This window comes from Ruegeria sp. CDSA236, from assembly GCF_059611285.1.
In genome coordinates, this window is record NZ_JBXWPG010000010.1 from 87,704 (window position 1) to 102,551 (window position 14,848).

Sequence of the window (14,848 nt, forward strand, 5' to 3'; positions counted from 1 at the left end):
ACGCTTCGATATTGAAGTATATTATTTTTGACATTGGGTATAATATTTCATACAAGATGTAAGTAATAATCGACTCACTAGAAGTGTTCTGTCCAATAGGGATTTCAGAAATGACCTACCAAGATCGCAATACGGTCGTCTCGATCTTCGTGAACCTCGCCGTTAGTGCATTTGTTGTTTCACGGCTTCTGGAAATGAATGCCTCTGGATTGTTTGATGGCCCAGACGCTGTAAACAACTGGGCCCGCATGGTGATCTGGCTGATCCCCTTGGGCGTCGTGGCCACCATCATCGGCACCATACTGTTCAACATTGGGTTTGCGATTGTTACTCACGAACCCAAACCCAGCTTCGTCGTTGATGAACGTGACAAGATGTTCGAGCGCCGTGGCAGCTACGCCATCATTATCTTCGCGGGTGCGGGTTTTGTCTCAGCTGTCGTCGCCATGGCTCTCAACGCATCAGCGCTCACCGGCTTCAACATCATCTATTTCGGAATGGCTTTCGGATCCCTGTCAGCAGATATTGTCAAATTTGCTAGCTATCGGCGGGGGTATTGATCCATGGGCAAGCTCAGGATCACCAACAACATTAGACGTCTACGCTTTGACGCAGATGAAATGACGCAAAAAGAACTCGCCGAAAAGGTTGGAGTCACCCGACAAACCATCGTTGCCATTGAAAACGCCAAGTATTCGCCAACGCTCGAACTGGCGATCTTGATTTCTCGTGTATTCGACAAGCCCCTCGAAAAAGTCTTCGACATCCAAGACGCCAGCTAAATCATCGCGTCTGCTGCACCCTACCATAGGAATAGATATGTTCATCAAACCCACCCGGTTCTGGAATCTGATGGCGAGATCCTATGCCCGCCGTCCGGTCCAAAACCAAGCCGCGTATGAATACAAACTGGACATCACTGCAAGACACCTGTCCCCCCAAGATCGTGTCCTGGAATTTGGTTGCGGCACAGGTACGACGGCGCTCATTCACGCCCCAAAAGTCGCCCATATCGACGCCATCGACTATTCATCCGAAATGATCTCAATCGCCCGGGAAAAAGCCGACGCGCAGGGCAGCAAGAACATCAACTTTGAAGTCAGCGCGTTCGAGTGCTGGCCTATTCCGGCGAAGGGTCAACATTATGATGCCGTACTGGCTATGTCGATCCTGCACTTGGTACTGGAACTTGACGCGACACTGGATCGTGTTCGCAGTTCCTTGAAGGAAGGTGGCCTGTTCTTCAGCTCGACGGTCTGCCTGGAAGGTCTCGAGAAGTTCGTCATACCAGCTCTCGGGACCATCGGCCTATTGCCCAAGATCCGCGTCCTGACGCAAGAAATCCTTGTAGAGCGTATGCAAGCTCATGGGTTCGAAATTGAACAAAAGTGGCGTCCCGAAACGGGTTCGACTGCTTTCATCATCGCAAGGAACAGCGGTTAGCTCGTTCGACTTCTGACAACACTGACCCAGCCGTTCATGCACGCCGCCGAGAACGGTTGGAGAGAGCCCTGATTGACCTATGCTGAAACACGCATGAATGTCCGCTATGGGGCAAGCAAAGCAATAGCGATGGTTGAGGCGATGATGCGAAGTACAATGTGGCGACGGATTGATGTCGTGGGCACAGAAGCCTGTTCGGTTAACCGTAACGGAACGTCTCGCGTAATCTCGGGCATGGCTGTCTACGTAGTTGAAAATTCTCCTGTCAGAATAGCTTATTCCGTGACCTGTAATGACGAATGGGAGTGTAGCGCCGCCACCGTACAGCGTTGGATTGGGGCAGATAGGGTTGATCTTGTTTTAGTGAAGCAAGACGATGGTACATGGACCTCGAATGACAAAGTTGTGGATGCTGTTGATGAATTGCTCGACATCGATCTTGGGTTTACACCGGCCACGAACACGAATGCGATCAAGCGACTCCAGCTAGGGATTGGAGATCAGGCAGAGTTCACTGCTGTTTGGTTGGATGATGAAACCTGGACATTCAAACCGCTGAAGCAACGATATGAGCGGCTGAACGAGAATACCTATAGGTAAACTTCGATCAATAGTGGATACGAAGCAAATTTGACTGTCGATGGATTTGGTTTCGTTCGAGTTTACCCTGAGTATTGGAAAGCAGTGATAGCTTAGGCCCAACAAGGGCTCTGAAGCTAAAACGATTGCCAGAAACGGACTTTCGTTTTTCCAGGTGAGCGGCAGTATAGTCCGTCTACCCGTCGTAAAAAGCCTCTAAAAATCGATCTCAACACCCGGCAGGTTCAGCTCTTTCATCATGTCGCGCAATTCCTGACGTGCTGCAATGTTCGAAATGTTCAGCTGTTTGATCCCGATATCCTTGAGGTCCAATAGGGTCAGCCCGCGCGGGAACAGCTCTCGGAAAATAACGCGTTCGGAAAAGCCCGAAGCAACCCGGAAGCCGATCCGCTGCGACAGCATCTCGATCGCGCGCTGCATCTTTTCCTTGTTGACCATGCGTTGGGTGCCGACGCGGTTGCGCACTACGACCCAGTCGATGGGCTTCAGGCCGGCTTGCGCGCGCAGCTGGCGTGCGTTCCAGACCATCTCGGAATAGACCGACGGGCCCAGAATTTTCTCACCCTTTGAATCGATGCGTGCTAGCAGGTCAAAATCGATAAAACTGTCGTTCAGCGGAGTGATCAGCGTATCAGCCAGCGAATGCGCCACCTGGCTGAGACGGGTATGAGAGCCGGGGCAGTCGATCAGGATGAAATCGCTATCGCTTTCCAGCTCGGACACGGCTGCTGACAGGCGGTGGTCATAGATGTTCTCGCCGGGTTTCAGCGTGCTTGCGTCAATTTCGGGCAGGTCATGGTGGCGGGGGCTGGGAAGGGTCAGGTCCGCGCTTTTCAGAAAGCTATTCCGGTTCTCGAAATACCGTCCCAAGCTGCGTTGCCGCAGGTCCAGATCCAGGGTGCTGACCTTGTGACCCAGGCGGGCGAGTGCGGTGGCCACATGCATCGACACAGTCGATTTGCCCGCGCCGCCCTTCTCGTTCCCCACTACGATAATATGTGCCATGCCTGTATTCCCAAGTCTCACCGTGTTTGCGTACACGTTGTTGCAGGCCACTATATGTTGTGGAAAGCGGGAAGGGAAGAACCCGAAACAATGTATGGCGGCATAAAAAGGCGGTGTTGCGGAAATCTCAGCCTGCCCATAGGCCGCTGACTTGCGAAAGCCAGGACTATGTTTCAATCTCCAGGCTTAAGGACTGTGAGAAAGACATGGCTTGGAGCATCTGTTTCTGAACGTACTGAATGTGGTGTTGCCGGTGCTGATCTGTGCCGGGGCTGGGTATGCACTGGCGTTGACTAAAACGCCCTTTGACAACAAGGTCATTGGCGCGATCGTTTCGCGGGTTGGATATCCCACACTGATCATCTCGCATCTGTCGGCCACAAAGATCGCTGTTGGAACGTTTCTGGACGTGATGGCCGCTGCGGTTTTGGCGATTGCCGGGTTTGGTGTTCTGGGATTTGCGGCGCTGAAGGTTATGCGTCTGCCGGCGCGGGCCTTTCTGACGCCTCTGATGCATGGGAATGTGGGCAATATCGGATTGCCAATCACCTTGCTTGCGTTAGGCGATGCGGGGATGGCCTATACGATGGCATTTGTAGTGGTCGTTCTTGTCAGCATCTTCACTGTAGGGATGTGGATACCAGCCAAAGAGTTTTCGCCCAGAAAGCTCGCCACCTCGCCGATCATATATGCGGTGGTCCTATCGCTGGTGCTGATGGCCAGCGGCTATAGCCTGCCTCAGCCTGTTGCGAAGTCATTCGATATCCTGGGTGGGCTTTCCATCCCGCTGATGCTGCTGACTTTGGGCCACACATTGGCCAGCCTTCGGGTCAACCGCCTTGGGCGTGCGGTGATGCTGACCGCTTTGCACCTGGTGATGGCAGTTGCAATCGCCAGCGGGTTGGTCTGGGCCTTCGGCTTTACAGGCGCTGAGCGCGGCGCGGTGATCCTGTGCTGTTTGATGCCGTCATCGGTGGCGACCTATTTGTTCATAGACCAGCATGTGCCGGAATACGGCCCCGATGTTGCCGGGTTCATACTGGTTTCGACCCTGACAACGATCATCGCTTTGCCGCTGGCGCTGTCCTACTGGATCTAAGGCTAGGCGGTTTGCACATTCCTGCTAAACTGTCGGTGTGGCGATCCATAGTCGTCGCCCGTATTTTAGGACGTATTTGATGTTACAAACGAATTCATCTGATTTCGGCGCACGCGTTGTATTGGTCATGACGGCGATTTGCATGGTTGTTGTAGGCTTTAACTCCACGGCGGTTGCGACCATCCTGCCTGATCTTAAGAATGAGTTCGATCTGTCGCCTTCGGACCTGCAATGGGTCATGGCCATTTATACCGTGGTCAGTGCCACGCTGGTGACGATTATCAGTCGGCTGGGTGATATCACGGGCAAGCTGGGCGTGTTTCTTGTTGGCATGATCGTTTTTGCCATAGGCTCTGCCTCGGCCTTGTTCGCGCAGGACGGGGCGATGATGCTGTTTGGCCGTGGGGCGCAGGGGGCAGGGGCCGCAGCGCTGTTTGGCACGTCGTTGCCCTTGTTGACTGCAGCGACCCCGGAGGAAAAACGCGCCAGCGTTACCGGAGCATGGGGCGCCATCGTCGGACTGTCGATCGGGATCGGCCCTATCCTTGGCGGCGCATTCGCCCATTACATCAGTTGGAGAGCCGTATTCGCCACCGATCTGATCCTGCTGACCACCGCGTTTATCATTGGCTTGACCGTGAGAAAACGGAACTATGTACCGAACACGCGACTGGCCGGTGCCCGGTTCGATTATCTCGGCGCTGTGGCTCTTGTGCTGTTTCTGGGGCCGCTATCATTTGCGCTGAGCAATGGGGAAAGTGGTGGATGGTGGGCACCGTTGACGCTGGTGCCGTTGGGTGTGGCCATGCTGGCCATGGTCGGCCTTGTGCTGGCTTCGCGCCGCAGTAAAGATCCGTTGGTCGAGCTGCGCTATTTCCTTCATCCGCGCTATTTCATGGCGGCAGCGGGGATGTTCCTTACCGGCTTTATGCTGTTTGGCTTTTTCGTCTACTTCAACACATTCGTCCAATCGCCTGATACATTCGGATACACGTCTATCGGGGCTGGGCTTGCGATTATGCCGTTGAGCCTGAGCATGTTTGCGGTCTCGGTCATCGCGCCCCGGTTTCTGGCGCCCTACAGCTTTCAGTGGCCCGTAGTGATTGGGCTGAGTGCTATGGCGGTTGGGTTTTTGTTGCTGACCACGATCACAGTGCCCACTCAATATGCGCAGATATGGTGGAAATTGATGATCGTCGGCATTGGCCTTGGCATCTGTTTTTCGCTGCTGCCGCGTCTTGGGTTGCGGCTTTTGCCGGACGAGCATGTAGGGCAGGGGTCAGGTGTGATCAATGCCTGTCTATACTTCGGGGCCACGCTGGGGGCTGTGGTCTGCGGGCTGGCCGAGGCCATCACTTCGCGCCGGGGTCTGACCGAAGTGATTGACGCGCTTCCGGCTGGCTCGACCCCGCGCGAAGATCTGGCCCATGCGCTGACCCACGGAACGCCCAGTCAGATCCAGCAGTTGATTGCAGGCATGGATCCAACATCGGGAAGTGCTCTGGCAAAGGCCTTGCGCGACCTGCAGGACAACGCATTTGACAGCGCCATGATGGTGACGGCGATTGCGGCGCTGATCGGCGTGACGCTGGGGTTGATGTTGCTGCGCGGCCCTGTGCCCCCGGTGCACAGCGCGGCGGATCTGACACGCGTGACGAAACCCTGAGGGATTGATCCTGACGCGTTTCTTGCCAGGGCGGTGTCAGAGGTTTCGGGTAAAACGAAAAAGGCCGCCCAGAGGGGCGGCCTTTCGCATTCGAAACGGGTCAGGCTTAGAAGCCCAGACCTTCGTATTTCTTTTTGAACTTCGACACACGGCCACCGGCGTCCATCAGACGCGCGCCGCCACCGGTCCATGCGGGGTGCACGGAGGGGTCGATTTCCAGAGCCAGCTGATCGCCTTCGGAGCCCCAGGTGGATTTCATCTGAACTATGGTGCCATCGGTCATTTTGACGTCGATGACGTGATAATCGGGATGGATGTCTTTTTTCATCTTTCCGTTCCTTACGCTTCGGCGCCAGCTTTGGGCTTGTAGTTGGTGACCTCTGCGATACGTGCGGATTTACCGCGACGAGTGCGCAGATAGTACAGTTTGGCGCGACGAACGCGGCCACGGCGGACAACGGTGATGCTGTCGATATTGGTTGAATACAGCGGGAACACACGTTCCACGCCTTCACCAAAGGAAATCTTACGCACGGTGAACGCACCGGCGATGGTGTTGCCACCTTTACGGGCGATGCAGACGCCTTCGTAGTTCTGAACACGGGTGCGCGACCCTTCGGTCACTTTAAAGCCGACACGAATGGTGTCACCGGCTTTGAAATCGGGGATGTCTTTCCCCAGGGCGGCAATCTGTTCCGCCTCAAGCTGTGCGATCAGGTCCATCGCAGGTTCTCCTATCTGCTCGTGGTTGGTCCACGAAGTTTGGGCACGGCCTGAGAGCTCTTGGTCTTCACCGGGTCCTGCGTACAGCCCGCCAGAGGTCAGATCGAATGTTCACTTGGTCTCTGGCCTGCCCGCCGCGCCGTGGCTGAAGAAAGCCGGGCGTCACGACATGATGCAAACCAAAACACCGGAGTCGCGAAGTTGCGGCACCGGATTGCGGTCATTTACGGGCATCGGGGGCAGGGATCAAGCCTAAATCGCCATGCAAGGCGGGGAAAACGGTGGGTTTCCGCCGCACGCAAACAGAACCATTGCCTTGCGGGGCTGATCAGGCAAACTGGACGTAATTATAAGAGCAGTCATTTGATACAGGATTAGATCATGCGCACCGCATTGATGCTCGCCGTCATGGCCTTTGCGACCCTGTCCTGCGGTCGCAGCAGCCCGCCGCCGCAACTGGTCGAGGCCCAGTCGTTTCCAGATGCTACGCCGCCCTCTGTGATCTTCCCAGCCTTTGCAGATGCAGACCCCCACGAATGGGAAGGGCGACATCCGGGGCATTACCCGGTGCACGGGCTGGACGTATCGCGCTGGCAAGGAGCGATAGACTGGCGCACCGCCAAGCAGTCCGGCGTTAGTTTCGTCTTTATCAAAGCGACCGAAGGGGGCGATGTGGCCGACCCCATGTTTGCCAGCCATCGGCAAGGTGCGCGGGCAGCGGGTGTGCCGTGGGGGGCATATCATTACTACTATTTCTGCCGGTCGGCGCGGGAACAGGCCAGCTGGTTCATCCAAAACGTACCAAAGGGATCGGATCTGCCACATGTGCTGGACATGGAGTGGACCCCGCATTCTAAGACCTGCACCCTGCGCCCCGATGGTGCGACGGTTCGGGCCGAGGCTCAACGGTTCCTGGATATCCTCGAACGCCACTATGGGCGCCGTCCGATCGTCTATACGACGGTGGATTTCTATGGTGATACGAATATCGGGCGGCTGCCCAAGACCGAGTTCTGGTTGCGTTCGGTCGCCGGTCATCCGCGAAATGTGTATCCCAAAGCGGTGTGGCGGCTCTGGCAATACACCGGCACCGGGCTGGTGCCCGGTGTTCAGGGGAGGGTTGATATCAATGTCTTCAACGGGCCACCGGAAATCTGGGCGCGCTGGAAATCTGGTAGCCCTTAGACTTTGGGCACCCCATAGGTTTCGATGGTGTCGCCCACGACGAAGTGATCAAGCCTGCATTCGCGCTTTTCCCCCCCGAATAATTCTGCAACCGGGACCGCTCAGCTGCGGGGCTCATGTCACACGGGGGATGTCAGTCAGACGTCTCTTCCTGTTCACCCAGATAGGCCTCCCACAGATCGGGTCGCCGTTCGCGGGTGATCTGTTCGGACATATCGTGACGCCATTCGGCGATGCGACCATGATGGCCTGACATCAAAATCTCGGGGATTGGGCGGCCTTTCCATTCGGCCGGGCGGGTGTACTGGGGGTGCTCCAGCAGGCCCGACGAAAAACTCTCTTCTTCGGCCGAGGCCTGATTGCCCAGGACGCCGGGGATCAGACGCACCGTGGCGTCGATCAGCGCTTGCGCGGCAATCTCGCCTCCGGTCATCACGAAATCCCCCAGCGAGACCTCTTGGACGCCGTAATGCTCCAGCACCCGTTCATCAACACCTTCAAACCGCCCACATAGCAGGGTCATGCCATCACAGCGCGCGAGGTTCTGCATCATGCACTGGTCCATGCGGCGACCGCGCGGGCTAAGGTAGATCAGAGGCCAGTTTCCTTGCGCCTCGGTCATCGTGTGCTCGATTGCTTCGCCCAATACATCTGAGCGCAACACCATCCCCGCTCCGCCACCGGCCGGGGTGTCGTCCACATTGCGATGCTTGCCGACACCGAACTGACGCAGGTCAACGGTTTCCAGCTGCCACAACCCTTCTTGCAGGGCTTTTCCAGTCAGGCTTTCGCCAAGAACTCCGGGAAAGGCCGACGGAAACAAGGTGATGATCTTGGCCTTCCACACCCCATGCAAATCGGGCGTGGGCGTAAGCAGCTCGCGCGGTTTCAACGTAGGACGGATCGCCTTGCGACCATGAGATTTCGGGGACGTATCAGTCATGATGTACCAATCAGGTCTGTCTGCGCGCGTTCAATCACGGCAGTCTTTTGCGCCACCAGAGCCGCCTCGTCCAGGCGCGAACGGTTCAGGTCCAGCAACTCGGACAGGACGTCTTCGGGGAGCCGGGTATTGACTTGTGTCGGAGGCACCAGAAGGTTGGCCTTGTCACGCGGCAGGTCCATAAATTCGGCAAAGGGGTCGCCAGGTCCAAGCCGTCGCAGTTGCAAATCTTCCAGCCATTCAGTCATAACAGAGACGGAAGGCAGCTTTTCCTTGATGCGGCTGACGGTGTCTTGCAGCGGGGGCAGGTGGTCCAGGTTGTCGCGAAAGGTTTCAAAGTCAAAAACCTGTCGCATCCGTTCCAGATCATGTGCCCACAGGCTGCGCAACCAGCCTCCGCGCTGGCGCAGAGACAGGTATATCGTGATCTCAACCTCTTGCCCTGAAAATCGCTGGCGAATTGAATCCACCAGACAGGCAGCCAGATCAGGGGCCGCAGCATAGCCTTGGTCGATATTGCGGCTGGGCCTGAGGCCGGCGAAGTTTTCTTCGCTCAGGATCAGTCCCCGCTTGTCGCCGAAATCCAGGCTGTCCAGAAATTCGCGCAGCTGACTGCCAAACCCTGAGAGGGTTCCCACCGTTCCATAGACGGAATGGTTGGTGGCCGCGCGGGACAGGCCGGAATTGCGGGTGCGATACGGTAGGACCAGCGCAAAATGCGGCCAAATCAGCTCGCGATTTTCATAGAGGAAGGATTGCGCTGCTGTTGTGCCAGTTTTGTGCAGGCCCAGATGCAGCAGGACCCGACGCATCAGATCAGCCCTTCGGGCGGGTCGGCGACGATGCGGCCCTGTTCCAGATCAACTGTAGGAACCGACTCGAGTGTGAACGGTAGCAAAACAGTGGAATTCAGGCCCGGCCCGTGCAATTCCAACAGGTCCGCCGCACCGTGGTTCTGGACAGATTTAACCTGACCCAGCAACGCGCCCCCTGTGTCATAGACCGCAAGCCCGATTAGATCTGTGTGGTAGAACTCGTCATCAGGTAGCGAAGGCAACTGATCGCGCCGCGCAAACAGGCGCAGCCCCTTCAGGTCATCTGCCTGTTCCTTGGTTTCAACTCCGCCCAATCTGGCGGCAAAGCCATTCTTGATCGGACGAGTCAGGACCAGCGGATAGCGTTCCGCGCCCTGTTCATCCGTCAGCGGCGAATAGGCTTCGATATCCTCAGGGATCGCGCAATAGCTTTTCAGGCGCACTTCGCCGCGCACCCCGTATGAGCCCGCAACACTTCCTACGCAGATCAGGTCATTCATTTGGTCCATCCACCGTCACACATAGCCCGTCTTGCCATAACCCGCGTGCCTCACACGCTTCGCGCTGGTTCGAGCGTTCGAAAAACACGCCCACAATAAAGGCGATCATCATCAGGATAGGAAGCCGTAATAGTCCGAACATACGTCTATCGTACCTCCACAAGCAGGTTGTCGTCGCGGAATTCCCAGCCAGATTGCTGCAACTCGGGGGTTTCCGAGTGCTCTTCGGGCCATCCGACACAGAAGTAACCGATCAACCGCCAGCTATCCGACACATTCAGATCACGCGCCATTTGTTCGGGATCCAGAATAGACACCCATCCTAAGCCCATCCCTTCGGCCCGCAACGCAAGCCAGAACAGCGTGACAGCCGAGACCACGGAATAGCGCCGCATCTCGGGCATCGAACCTGCACCCAAACCGCGCCCCTTGTCGGTGGAATCGTCGCAGAACACGGCCAGCTGCACCGGTGCTTCCTGCATTCCCGTCAATTTCAGCTGACTGTAGAGCCGCGCATTGTCGCCCGAGTATCCCTTTAGGGCCTGGGCATTCGCCGCCTGAAAGTTCTTAAGCGCAGCCTCGCGCGCGGCGGTACTTTCGACTCGGACCACACGCCAAGGCTCGCTGAGCCCCACAGAAGGCGCCAGTCGAAACGCGTCGAGGCAGCGCGTCAGCACTGCCTCGTTCACAGCTTCGTCGCGAAACCGGCGCACGTCGCGCCGGAGCCGCAACAACAGATCGAACTGCGCGCGAAAATCGTCGGTAAAGGTCTGATCCCGCACGCGCCGCCCTGCTTACTCTTCTGCTGCTGCTTCTTCAGCAGGCGCAGCAGCAGCTTCGGCAGCTTCAGCGGCCTTTGCAGCTTTTTCTTCCGCGCGCTCCTGAGCTTTCTTGCCCGGGGTACCCTTGTTGGGGTTGCTACGCTCAGCTTTTTCCTTGGCGCCGGCTGCTTCCAGCATGCGGGCGATCCGGTCGGTGGGCTGGGCGCCCTGGTCCAGCCAGTACTGGATGCGCTCCATGTCCATTTTAACGCGCTCTTCGTTGTCTTTCGGCAGCAGCGGGTTGTAGGTGCCCAGCTTTTCGATGAAACGGCCGTCGCGCGGCATGCGGCTGTCGGCAGCCACGATGCGGTAGAAGGGACGCTTTTTCGAGCCGCCGCGGGCGAGACGAATTTTCATTGCCATGGTGGTATCTCCTTTAGATGGCGTGTGCCGGGAACGGCCCGGTCAATTCTGGTGTTTCTTATGGTGTCGGATGACTTCCTGAATGATGAAATTCAGAAAAGCCTTGGCGAAATCGGGGTCAAGATCGGCCTCTTTCGCCAGGTCTTCTAACCGTGCGATCTGCGCAGCTTCGCGCGTGGGATCGGACGGGGGAAGGTCGTGTGCCGCTTTCAGTTTGCCAACGGCTTGTGTGTGCTTGAACCGCTCGCCCAGTGTGTAAACCAGAATCGCGTCCAAGCGATCGATGCTTTCGCGGTGGTCCTTGAGCAACGCGGCAGCCTGAGTCACGGGATTGGTCATTGGCCGGTCCTTTCGGTGGTCAAAGCAGGTTCGGATAAATCGAGCGTGGGATGGCGCCAGACCTGGCAGGGCTTGCCCATCACTTCGCCTTCGCGCTCGAAGCTGGCCCCCATACGCTCGGCCAAGGCACGAGAGCGCGTGTTTTCATGCGCGATATAGCTGATGACGCCATTCAAACCCTGTTGGCGTGCAGCATAGTCGCGAGCTGCAAGGGCTGCCTCGAAAGCCAGACCTTTGCCTTCCGCCCCTTCCATCAGGGTCCAGCCGAGTTCGGGTTCGTCCCAGCCAGGTACATCAATGATGCCAACCCCGCCAACAAAGCGACCGCTGGATTTCTCGGCCAGATGCCAAAGGCCGTAGCCTTTCAGCGCCCAGTGACCCAGACGTGTTGCCAGAGAGCTCCAGCTGCCCACCTGATCCCGCGGACCGCCAACCATATGGCTGCGCTCGGATGCATAGAAGGCAGTCAACTCAGGCAGGTCATCCGCATGCGGGGCCCGCAGAACAAGGCGTTCAGTTTCGATGATCGGGATGGAGAACGTCGTCATGCGTATGCCTCCACTCCACCGTTCTCAAGGTCTGATGGAGCCGGGTGCCGCCAAACCTGCATCTCGCCATAGGCCGGGTGTTTATAGATGCTGTCAAACCGCGCACCCAATCGATCGGCCACGGCTCTGCTTGCCAGATTGTCGGGGTCGATCAGAGAAATAGCAGTATCCCAGCCCAGTACGTCATAGGCATATGTCCGTGCGGCGAGCGCCGCCTCGGTCGCGTATCCTTTGCCTGTTGCGCTGCTCATCAGTGTCCAGCCGATTTCCGGCTCAGGCCAGCTATGCGGAAACCACAGCCCTACATGACCGATGTATTTGCCGGCGCCTTTTTCCTCTACCGCCCAATACCCATAGCCGCGAAGGGTCCAGTGACCCAGCAGTAGGGCAAGTGTCCGCCATGTCTCATCCGCACGCTTGGGACCGCCGACGAATTTCGATGCGTCGCTGGCAAAGAATGCTTCCAGCGCGCTGAAATCGTCCTCGCACGGGGCGCGCAGGATCAGGCGTTCGGTTTCAAGCCGGGGGATATGAGGTGCAGCGGCGGTCATTTACTTCTTTTTGCCAAATCCGCTGAGGCCCGGAGGCAGGGCCATGCCTCCGCCCATTCCGGGCATCTTGCCACCCATCGCTTTGGCCGCCTGCTCCAGCGCCTTGGGGTCCATGCCTGCCGCCATGTCTTCTGGCGAGGGGCCGCCTTTACCAAACATGCCCTTCATGGCCTGTTTCAGCATCTTGCCTTTGCCCATCTTGCCCATCTTCTTCATCATGTCCGACATCTGCCGGTGCATCTTGAGCAGCTTGTTGAGGTCGCTGACCTCCATACCCGAACCCGCCGCGATACGTTTCTTGCGGCTGGCTTGCAGCAGTTGCGGGTTGGCGCGTTCACGCTTGGTCATGGATTGGATCAAGGCGATCTGGCGCTTGAGCACCTTGTCATCCATGCCCGATTCTTCGACTTGTTTGGCCATCTTGCCCATGCCCGGCATCATGCCCATCATGCCCTGCATGCCGCCCATCTGGATCATCTGTTCCAGCTGCATCTTCAGGTCGTTCATGTTGAACTGACCTTTGACCATGCGCTTCATCATGCGCTCGGTCTGTTCCATCTCCATCGTTTCCTGGGCCTTTTCGACCAGGGCCACGATGTCGCCCATGCCCAGAATACGACCGGCGATCCGGTCCGGCTCAAAGGTATCAAGCGCGTCCATTTTTTCGCCCAAGCCCACAAAGCGGATGGGCTTGCCGGTAACTGCGCGCATCGACAGCGCCGCACCGCCGCGCCCGTCACCGTCCATCCGGGTCAGAACCACGCCCGAGATGCCGACCTTGGCTTCGAATTCTTCGGCCACTTCGACAGCAACTTGACCGGTCAGGCCATCGACCACCAGCAGGGTTTCACGCGGGTCAACCGCGTTGCGGACCTGCTCGACTTCACCCATCAGCACTTCGTCGATGTGCAAACGGCCTGCGGTATCCAGCATGTAGACGTCATAGCCGCCCAATGTGGCCTGCTGTTTGGCACGTTTGGCGATATCGACGGGTTTCTGGCCCGGTACGATCGGCAGAGTGTCGACACCAACCTGCGTACCCAGAACCGCCAGCTGGTCCATCGCCGCCGGGCGATAGACGTCCAGCGAGGCCATCAGGACCTTTTTGCCTTCTTTTTCTTTCAGACGTTTGGCCAGTTTCCCGGTTGTGGTCGTCTTACCTGACCCCTGCAGGCCGACCATCAGGATCGGAGCAGGCGGGTTGTCGATCTTCAGAACGCCGGGGTCCTCCTCGCCGCGCAGCACCTCGACCAGCGTGTCATGCACGATCTTGACGACCTGCTGGCCGGGTGTGATCGACTTGGTGACAGCCTGACCGGTGGCCTGATCCTGTACCTTCTTGACGAACTCCCGCGCGACCGGCAGCGAGACGTCAGCCTCAAGCAAGGCAACCCGTACTTCGCGCAGGGCGGTCTTGACGTCCCCTTCAGACAGCGCACCCTGTTTGGTCAGCCGGTCAAAGACGCCAGAGAGGCGTTCGGATAGATTTTCAAACATGCCTGCGGCCTCCTTAGCCGGTTATCTGGTGGCGCTTCTCAGATAAGAAACACCGGTTAAATACACAATTGCCCCCACGGGCGAAACTCGCTGGTGGGGGGCGATCCCTGAACGACTCAAGGGACCGGAAGATCAGACGCTTCCGGATGTTGGGCAGGGATTTAAGCTGAACGGCTAGCGGTGTCAACCTTGCGCGCAGGAAGCCAGTTATTGACCGCATCAACCAGCCGATGCGCGCCACGACCGTTCGAGAACGCTTCGACGATGGGATGACGTCCCGCGCTCATCCCCTTGTCCAATATTAGCACAGGGCGATAGAGGGTGGATGACCCCTTGTCGCTTCTAGATATCGTGCTTTCAATCTCCGCATGGGATAGGTTTGAAAGCACATGCTCGACAGTCTCATAGCCAAAAACCGACTGCCTGCGGATCATTATGCGGTCTTCCTTTCGGTCCAGGATGACCTGAACACGACGGACAAAGGCGCAGAATGCTCCAAAGCCCATTCCACCGCCGAACAGTGCAAAGAAGATGCCGAACAAGATGCCCTCACCGCCTTCGCTGGCCAAGAACAGGCCTGCGCCGATAAATGCCAGAATGAAGAAGACCAGCATGATGCCGATAAACCAAGGGGTATCGGAAAGGATCAACTGGTTAGAGGAATTGCGCGTCACTTTCATGGCGGCACGCTAGCACCCGTTTTGCGGTTTGTCTCGGCTTGAAATCGTGCCCGTGTTGGGCGATGAGCGA

The 14,848-nt window shown here is 57.3% G+C and carries 21 protein-coding genes; 7 read left to right on the plus strand and 14 right to left on the minus strand.

Annotated features, from left to right (window positions below):
• Nucleotides 1–110 precede the first annotated feature (110 nt).
• The 4 genes from AC2FLB_RS15640 (at nt 111) to AC2FLB_RS15655 (ending at nt 2,043) form a co-directional block, all read left to right on the plus strand.
• The gene (locus tag AC2FLB_RS15640; protein WP_496692165.1) at nt 111–560 is read left to right on the plus strand and encodes a hypothetical protein; all 450 of its coding nucleotides are present in this window, start codon (nt 111–113) and stop codon (nt 558–560) included.
• A 3-nt stretch (nt 561–563) separates the two neighbouring features.
• On the plus strand, nt 564–782 hold the full coding sequence (locus AC2FLB_RS15645) for a helix-turn-helix transcriptional regulator (protein WP_142639124.1): 219 nt from the start codon (nt 564–566) through the stop codon (nt 780–782).
• Nucleotides 783–819: 37 nt separating this feature from the next.
• A complete protein-coding gene (locus AC2FLB_RS15650; RefSeq protein WP_496709607.1) occupies nt 820–1,443 on the plus strand; it encodes a class I SAM-dependent methyltransferase in 624 nt (207 codons plus the stop codon).
• Between the two features lie 93 nt (nt 1,444–1,536).
• Nucleotides 1,537–2,043 (plus strand): putative glycolipid-binding domain-containing protein, encoded by a 507-nt coding sequence (locus tag AC2FLB_RS15655; RefSeq protein WP_496709608.1) that lies wholly within the window; start codon nt 1,537–1,539, stop codon nt 2,041–2,043.
• Between the two features lie 195 nt (nt 2,044–2,238).
• Here the strand turns inward: AC2FLB_RS15655 and AC2FLB_RS15660 are convergent, their stop codons facing one another.
• Complete coding sequence (locus AC2FLB_RS15660) at nt 2,239–3,048, minus strand: division plane positioning ATPase MipZ (RefSeq protein WP_142639130.1); 810 nt, start codon at nt 3,046–3,048, stop codon at nt 2,239–2,241.
• A 211-nt stretch (nt 3,049–3,259) separates the two neighbouring features.
• Between AC2FLB_RS15660 and AC2FLB_RS15665 the strand changes: the two genes are divergently transcribed.
• Together AC2FLB_RS15665 and AC2FLB_RS15670 are read left to right on the plus strand one after the other, a co-directional pair.
• Nucleotides 3,260–4,147 carry an AEC family transporter gene (locus AC2FLB_RS15665; RefSeq protein WP_496692168.1) on the plus strand — a complete coding sequence of 296 codons (888 nt, stop codon included), beginning with the start codon at nt 3,260–3,262 and terminating at the stop codon, nt 4,145–4,147.
• A 79-nt stretch (nt 4,148–4,226) separates the two neighbouring features.
• Complete coding sequence (locus AC2FLB_RS15670) at nt 4,227–5,813, plus strand: MFS transporter (RefSeq protein ID WP_496709609.1); 1,587 nt, start codon at nt 4,227–4,229, stop codon at nt 5,811–5,813.
• A 106-nt stretch (nt 5,814–5,919) separates the two neighbouring features.
• Here AC2FLB_RS15670 and rpmE read toward each other — a convergent pair whose 3' ends face one another.
• Nucleotides 5,920–6,141: a 50S ribosomal protein L31 gene (gene rpmE, locus AC2FLB_RS15675; protein WP_142639136.1), complete on the minus strand. Its 222-nt coding sequence runs from the start codon at nt 6,139–6,141 to the stop codon at nt 5,920–5,922.
• 11 nt (nt 6,142–6,152) lie between these two features.
• The gene (gene rplS / locus AC2FLB_RS15680; RefSeq protein ID WP_142639138.1) at nt 6,153–6,536 is read right to left on the minus strand and encodes a 50S ribosomal protein L19; all 384 of its coding nucleotides are present in this window, start codon (nt 6,534–6,536) and stop codon (nt 6,153–6,155) included.
• Nucleotides 6,537–6,917: 381 nt separating this feature from the next.
• Here rplS and AC2FLB_RS15685 point away from each other — a divergent pair, with 381 nt between their 5' ends.
• Nucleotides 6,918–7,721 carry a glycoside hydrolase family 25 protein gene (locus AC2FLB_RS15685; RefSeq protein WP_496709610.1) on the plus strand — a complete coding sequence of 268 codons (804 nt, stop codon included), beginning with the start codon at nt 6,918–6,920 and terminating at the stop codon, nt 7,719–7,721.
• A 133-nt stretch (nt 7,722–7,854) separates the two neighbouring features.
• Here the strand turns inward: AC2FLB_RS15685 and trmD are convergent, their stop codons facing one another.
• The 11 genes from trmD to AC2FLB_RS15740 form a co-directional block, all read right to left on the minus strand.
• Nucleotides 7,855–8,664: a tRNA (guanosine(37)-N1)-methyltransferase TrmD gene (trmD, locus tag AC2FLB_RS15690; protein WP_496703704.1), complete on the minus strand. Its 810-nt coding sequence runs from the start codon at nt 8,662–8,664 to the stop codon at nt 7,855–7,857.
• Entirely contained in the window at nt 8,661–9,476 is an 816-nt protein-coding gene (locus tag AC2FLB_RS15695; protein ID WP_496709611.1) for a hypothetical protein, read from the minus strand. Before AC2FLB_RS15695 ends, trmD begins: the two co-directional genes overlap by 4 nt.
• Nucleotides 9,476–9,979: a ribosome maturation factor RimM gene (gene rimM / locus AC2FLB_RS15700; RefSeq protein ID WP_271951457.1), complete on the minus strand. Its 504-nt coding sequence runs from the start codon at nt 9,977–9,979 to the stop codon at nt 9,476–9,478. Before rimM ends, AC2FLB_RS15695 begins: the two co-directional genes overlap by 1 nt.
• Nucleotides 9,972–10,121 (minus strand): hypothetical protein, encoded by a 150-nt coding sequence (locus tag AC2FLB_RS15705; RefSeq protein WP_496692173.1) that lies wholly within the window; start codon nt 10,119–10,121, stop codon nt 9,972–9,974. The genes rimM and AC2FLB_RS15705 overlap by 8 nt, the downstream gene beginning before the upstream one ends.
• Nucleotides 10,122–10,125: 4 nt before the next feature.
• Nucleotides 10,126–10,761, minus strand: a complete 636-nt coding sequence (bluB, locus tag AC2FLB_RS15710; protein WP_496703706.1) for a 5,6-dimethylbenzimidazole synthase — start codon at nt 10,759–10,761, stop codon at nt 10,126–10,128.
• Between the two features lie 12 nt (nt 10,762–10,773).
• A complete protein-coding gene (gene rpsP, locus AC2FLB_RS15715; protein ID WP_142639148.1) occupies nt 10,774–11,163 on the minus strand; it encodes a 30S ribosomal protein S16 in 390 nt (129 codons plus the stop codon).
• A 42-nt stretch (nt 11,164–11,205) separates the two neighbouring features.
• Nucleotides 11,206–11,502: a chorismate mutase gene (locus AC2FLB_RS15720; protein WP_142639150.1), complete on the minus strand. Its 297-nt coding sequence runs from the start codon at nt 11,500–11,502 to the stop codon at nt 11,206–11,208.
• Nucleotides 11,499–12,050 carry a GNAT family N-acetyltransferase gene (locus AC2FLB_RS15725; RefSeq protein WP_496709612.1) on the minus strand — a complete coding sequence of 184 codons (552 nt, stop codon included), beginning with the start codon at nt 12,048–12,050 and terminating at the stop codon, nt 11,499–11,501. Before AC2FLB_RS15725 ends, AC2FLB_RS15720 begins: the two co-directional genes overlap by 4 nt.
• On the minus strand, nt 12,047–12,601 hold the full coding sequence (locus AC2FLB_RS15730) for a GNAT family N-acetyltransferase (RefSeq protein ID WP_142639154.1): 555 nt from the start codon (nt 12,599–12,601) through the stop codon (nt 12,047–12,049). Before AC2FLB_RS15730 ends, AC2FLB_RS15725 begins: the two co-directional genes overlap by 4 nt.
• Nucleotides 12,602–14,098, minus strand: coding sequence for a signal recognition particle protein (gene ffh / locus AC2FLB_RS15735; RefSeq protein WP_496690338.1), 1,497 nt, complete (start codon nt 14,096–14,098; stop codon nt 12,602–12,604).
• Nucleotides 14,099–14,259: 161 nt separating this feature from the next.
• Nucleotides 14,260–14,778, minus strand: a complete 519-nt coding sequence (locus AC2FLB_RS15740; RefSeq protein ID WP_496709613.1) for a hypothetical protein — start codon at nt 14,776–14,778, stop codon at nt 14,260–14,262.
• Nucleotides 14,779–14,848 lie beyond the last annotated feature (70 nt).